Origin of the sequence: Mesorhizobium sp. AD1-1 (assembly GCF_020164655.1) — a bacterium.
GTDB lineage: Bacteria > Pseudomonadota > Alphaproteobacteria > Rhizobiales > Rhizobiaceae > Mesorhizobium > Mesorhizobium ciceri.
In genome coordinates this window covers 1-5,329 of sequence record NZ_JAIUGP010000033.1, presented here as the reverse complement: position 1 = coordinate 5,329, position 5,329 = coordinate 1, and the positions used below count along the sequence as shown (strand labels likewise).

Sequence of the window (5,329 nt, the reverse complement as noted above, 5' to 3'; positions counted from 1 at the left end):
AGCAATTCCTTCGGCGCCAGCGGCGGCAGGATCGACGGCAGCCGCTGCGCCAGCATCGATTTGCCCGAGCCCGGCGGCCCGATCATCAGAAGATCGTGCCACATTCTCCAGCATGGGGCTCGAATGGGTTGCGAACCCGGGAGAGAGGGTGCGCCGTTGGTGGCGTATGCGGCCTACTTTCCACTGCTGGAGGCCCTGACGGTTGACCCCATCGGCCATATGGAACACACTGCCGGCCTCGAAACGGGGCAGCGAAATGGGTGGTCCCGGGACGGAATCAGCCATCATCGATCGGATTTACGAGGCGGCTTTCCTGCCGGACGAATGGCCGAAGGCCTTGGGCGCGATCAGCGCCCTGTCCGGCTCGGCCGCCGGCACCATCTTCCTCTTCGGCGACGACATGCCGGTGCGTGGTCGTAGCGAGGAGATCGTGCGACCGCTGTTCGACGAGTTCGTCGCCAGCGATGCGTGGAAGGTCTCCGACTCGGTGCAGCGCACATACACGCTCAGGCCGTCTGAATTCATCGTCGTCGACGATCTGATGAGCGCCGAGGAGATCGAGCGCGATCCGGTGCGCCGCAAGCTCAGGGCCTTTGGCATCGGCCGGCATATCTGCGCGGTCGTGCCGATGCCGACGGGCGAGCTGGTCACCTTTGTGTTCCAGCGCTGGCTGAAGGACGGCGCCTGCGACCCGGCCTCGCTCGCCCTGCTGAACTCGTTTCGCCCGCACCTTGCCCGCGCCGGCCTCATCGCCGCGCGGCTCGGCCTGGAAAGGGCGCACGAAGCCGTTGCCGCGCTCGAGGCCATCGGCCTTCCCGCCGCGATCATGACCGGAGCCGGCCGCGTGCTGGCGGCCAACCGGTTTCTGGAGGCGATGTCGGACATCTTCCTGTCCGCCTCGCATGGCGGCCTGGCCATCGCCCATGCGCCCGCCAATGCGCTTCTGCAGGAGGCTATCACGGGGAACCGGGCCGATGCCATCGTGCGCTCGTTCCCGGTGCCGGCAAGCCAGGGGCAGCGGGCCATGGTCGTCCATGTGCTGCCGCTGCGCCGCACGGCACGCGACCTGTTTTCCGGCGCGGAGCTGCTTGTCGCCGCGACGGTGCCGTCGCCCGGCGCTTTTGTCCCGTCCGCCGGCATCCTGATGGGCCTGTTCGACCTGACGCCAGCCGAGGCGCGGCTGGCGACGAACCTGAACGCGGGCCAATCGCTCGGGGTTGCGGCGGCGGCGAGCGGGATCACGGTCAAGTCGGCCCGCACCTATCTCGAGCGCATCTTCCGCAAGACCGGCACACATCAGCAAAGCGAGCTCGTCGCGCTGCTCAAGACCGTCCACCCGTTCCCTGCTCATTGAAGACCTTCGACCCAGGGCCGAATGCTGTTGCAGCGTATAACTGGCGGGCGAGCACCGGCAACGCGCGCGGCATGTGGCAACGCTGCAACAGAAGGGGCCGGATCGTACGCATTGGCCGGCGAAATCCGACCGATAGTCGTCATGTGACGACTATTCATCCCCCCGCATCCCCCGACATTCTTTCCGCGAAGCCGATCGAATCGGCGGAGGGGTTGCATGGTGGACCGTCTGTTCAGGCTCGCGGCGTTGGCCGCGATGGTGTCGTTGGCGCTGGTGGGGGCGGCGGCGGCGCAATCGGTCTGTGTCGCGGTTAGCGGGGCTCCACCGAGCCCGAGCGGGACTGCACTAGGTGCAGACTCGCTCGCCTGCGGGGTGGGCGCTGTGGCCAGAGGCGGCGGAACATCGATCGGCACTGGTACGGGAAACTTTTCGGGTGTGGGCAATGAAAATAATGTAGCCGTCGGCAACGGTGCTGGCGTCAGCGTGTACGGCAGCGGCAATGCCGCCTTCGGTTACTTGGCGGGCAACGCCGTAGCCGGGGGCAGCGACGGAGCGGGCGGCCTCCGCGATGGAAACGATAACATCGCCATCGGAAACCAAGCAGGCTCCATCGTGACTGGCAGCAACAACATCGCTAGCGGCATCCGGGCCGGGCGGGAGGTGACTGGTAGTAACAACATCGCTACCGGGTTTCAGGCCGGGGGGGACGTATCGGGCCATCAGAACATCGCCAGCGGCAGCAATGCCGGGGGGGCCGTAAGGGGCGATTATAACATCGCCAGCGGCAACAACGCCGGCGCATTCGTGACGGGCAACAACAACATCGCCAGCGGCGCCTTCGCCGGCGACACTGTGATTGGCGACTACAACGTCGCCATTGGCGACTCCTCCGGCCTATATGTGACGGGGAGCAACAACATCGCGTTCGGCCGGAATGCCGGCGGCGGAATTTCCGGCGCGCCCCTGACGATGAACGATTCGATCTCGATCGGCTCCGACAGCGCGGCGGGTTTCGACAATTCGGTGGCCATCGGCGCCGGCGTGAAGACCACGCGGGCCGGCCAGGTGGCGATCGGCGCCGGCGCCGCCACCTACACATTCGCCGGCGTCAACAGCGCCGCCAGCAAGGCTGCGCAGAGCGGCCCGACCTACCTGCTCACCAGCGATGGCGCCGGCAATCTCGCCACATCGGGCATCGACATCGGTCAGATCGCCGGGCTGGACAACCGTGTCAGCACGCTCGAAAATGGTTTTAGCGACCTCAACGGCCGCATCGATAAGGCCTTTGAGGGCACTGCCATGGCGCTCGCCATGGCCGGCGGCAGCCTGCCGGCCGACAAGAATTTCGCCGTCTCGATCAATTGGGGCACGTTCGAGGGCCAGAATGCCTTTGCCGGCACCGCCCATGCCCGGCTCACCGACAACCTCTTCATCAATGGCGGCGTCGGCGTCGGCGCCAGCGATCACACGGTTGGCGGCCGCGCTGGCCTGATGCTGGCGTGGTAGGCGGCCGATGTCCATTCAGGAGTTTCGCCGGCAAACCGGGCGAAAGGCCGTTATTTGACGGCATTGTGCCGTCCGTTCGCCGACAACCGTCGGGGCGCCGCGGCTCGGATCGATTCCAGGGAAAGGGCAACATCATGGAACGTTTGATCGGGCTGACGATGGTGACCGCCACGATCACGCTGGCCCTGGCGGCGGCGGCGGCGGCGCAGGCGGTCTGCGGCGCCGCCGCGACGGATGCGGGCCCGTTTACCAGCGGCGGCGGCGCGACGGCGACGGGCGCCGGCTCGCTCGCTTGCGGTCCCCGAGCTGTAGCCGTCAACGGAGGAACTTCGATCGGCGAGGGCGCGGGGGGCAGCAGTCAAGCAGACAACCGGGACAACGCCGCCATTGGCGGGGTCGCTGGCATATTCGTGGACGGCGACAGCAACACCGCCAGCGGTACTTTCTCCGGCCAGTTCGTGACCGGCAGCAACAACACCGCTAGTGGCGCAAGCGCAGGCAACAACGTAACCGGCGACAGGAACACCGCCACCGGTTTTACCGCCGGCAGCGGCGTGAAAGGTCAAAACAACACTGCCAACGGCGTCAACGCAGGCACAGATGCGACCGGCGACGGAAACGCTGCTGTTGGCGCCGGCGCAGGCGCCACCGTGACCGGTGACAACAACACCGCAAGCGGCAACTTTGCTGGCCGCGGCGTAGAAGGTGACAACAACATCGCCAACGGTGCCTCCGCCGGCAATATCGTAGAGGGCGACAACAATGTCGCCAGCGGCACCCGTGCAGGTCAATTTCTGGCCGGCAACGACAACATTGCCATCGGCCAGAATGCCGGCAGCGGGACTTTGGGCAACATCCTAACGGTCAACAATTCGATCGCCCTGGGCGCCGACAGCCTCGCCGGCCAGGACAATGCCGTCGCCATCGGCGCCGGTGTCACCACCACGCGGGCCGGCCAGGTGGCGATCGGCGACGGCGCCGCCACCTACACATTCGCCGGCGTCAACAGCGCCGCCAGCAAGGCTGCCCAGAGCGGCCCGACCTACCTGCTCACCAGCGACGGCGCCGGCAATCTCGCCACATCGAGCGTCGACCTCGCCGGGCTCGAAGCCGGGCTCGGAGGCTTGACCGGTGAATTGGCGCAAACCCGCACCGAGGCCCGTCAGGGCATCGCCGCGGCCATCGCCATGACGACGGCGCCGATGCCGTCGGCGCCCGGCCGCACCAGCTGGGCCACCAATCTCGGCTACTTCAAGGGCGAGACGGCGTTCGGCGCCTCGCTGGCGCATCGGCTCGATCTTTTCGACGAGCCCTTCGCCGTGACCGCCGGCTATGCCTATGGCGGCGGCGAGAGCCACGCCGCCCGCATCGGTCTGGCGGGCGAGTTTTGACGGCGCAAGCCGCCGCTTGGCACGAGACAGTCGATCGGCCGTCCGTTTGCTCGCTGGAGCAACCGGCAATGGAGGCTCAAGCCCGCGATGGCGATCTGGCGAGAGGCAAGGGCATGACGGCGCGCAGGGCAACCAGACCGTTGCGGAAGCGGGTACCGGCGATGCTTCTGGCCGCGCTGTCGGTATTGGCAATTGCGCAACCGACCGTCGCGCAGTCGCAAGAGCAACAGCCGAAGAAAACGCAGAGGACCGCCAGGCCGGCCGAGCCGAAGCCGGCCAATATCAACCGCAATGGCGTGCTGATCCTGGTGCGCACCTCGCTTCTGGCGCTGGACCAGGCCAACAAGACCGGTAACTATACCGTGCTGCGCGATCTCGGCGCGCCAGGCTTCCAGGCCAACACCGCGGCAAAGCTTGGCGAGATCTTCGCGCCGCAGCGCCAGCAGGCGCTCGATCTCGGCGGCGTTGCCGTGCTGGAGCCGCAGCTGACGCTTCTGCCGCAAATCGAGCCCAGCGGCATGCTGCACATGGCGGGCTTTTTCCCCTCGGTGCCGATGCAGGTCAATTTCGAGCTGCTGTTCGCGCCGCATGAGCGGCAGTGGAAGCTATTCGGCATCTCGGTCACCTTGAGCAACAGCGCTCCCGAAGCGCCTGCAGCCGAACCCGCCCCGGCGCCCGCCGCCGCCGAACCGCCGCCCGAAGCGCCGACGCCGAGCGTCAATCCGAAGAAAGTATCCAAAGGCAGCGGCGGTCCCCCTTGAGGGGAGGGCTATCGCATATGAGTTTTTACGAAGAGAACCCCCACCCTACCCCTCCCCACAGGGGGGAGGGAGCGCTGCTCCGCGCCCCCGTGACCATTTTTTGCGCCGACTTTCGGTAGTTTGCCGAGGTCAGCGCTGACGAAGTCTCCCTCCCTTGTGGGGAGGGACTAAGGGTGGGGGTAAGTGCCGGGCAAACATCTCAGAAGATGCCATATAGGCGATTGCCCCGCCCTCAAGGATCTACGCCGCCTGCGCCACCCGCTCCGAGCTCATGCGATAGGAAATCGCTTCGGCCAGATGGATGCGGCCGACGGTTT

At 66.6% G+C, this 5,329-nt stretch carries 4 protein-coding genes and 1 pseudogene; 4 read left to right on the top strand and 1 reads right to left on the bottom strand.

What is annotated here, in order from left to right; genetic code table 11:
* Positions 1-98: pseudogene (locus LB519_RS31200) on the bottom strand (ATP-binding protein); the annotation flags it as partial.
* A gap of 158 nt (positions 99-256) precedes the next feature.
* Between LB519_RS31200 and LB519_RS31195 the strand changes: the two are divergent.
* The 4 genes from LB519_RS31195 (at position 257) to LB519_RS31180 (ending at position 5,012) form a co-directional block, all read left to right on the top strand.
* Positions 257-1,354: a helix-turn-helix transcriptional regulator gene (locus LB519_RS31195; protein ID WP_224621952.1), complete on the top strand. Its 1,098-nt coding sequence runs from the start codon at positions 257-259 to the stop codon at positions 1,352-1,354.
* 216 nt (positions 1,355-1,570) lie between these two features.
* Positions 1,571-2,860, top strand: a complete 1,290-nt coding sequence (locus LB519_RS31190) for a YadA-like family protein (protein ID WP_224621951.1) — start codon at positions 1,571-1,573, stop codon at positions 2,858-2,860.
* A gap of 134 nt (positions 2,861-2,994) precedes the next feature.
* Positions 2,995-4,251: a hypothetical protein gene (locus tag LB519_RS31185; protein WP_224621950.1), complete on the top strand. Its 1,257-nt coding sequence runs from the start codon at positions 2,995-2,997 to the stop codon at positions 4,249-4,251.
* Between the two features lie 113 nt (positions 4,252-4,364).
* A complete protein-coding gene (locus tag LB519_RS31180) occupies positions 4,365-5,012 on the top strand; it encodes a hypothetical protein (RefSeq protein WP_224621953.1) in 648 nt (215 codons plus the stop codon).
* Positions 5,013-5,329 lie beyond the last annotated feature (317 nt).

Bases quoted from the DNA above. Each gene is read 5' to 3' on its own strand.
- LB519_RS31195 (WP_224621952.1), top strand. From the start codon at position 257: ATGGGTGGTCCCGGGACGGAATCAGCCATCATCGATCGGATTTACGAG.
- LB519_RS31190 (WP_224621951.1), top strand. From the start codon at position 1,571: ATGGTGGACCGTCTGTTCAGGCTCGCGGCGTTGGCCGCGATGGTGTCG.
- LB519_RS31185 (WP_224621950.1), top strand. From the start codon at position 2,995: ATGGAACGTTTGATCGGGCTGACGATGGTGACCGCCACGATCACGCTG.
- LB519_RS31180 (WP_224621953.1), top strand. From the start codon at position 4,365: ATGACGGCGCGCAGGGCAACCAGACCGTTGCGGAAGCGGGTACCGGCG.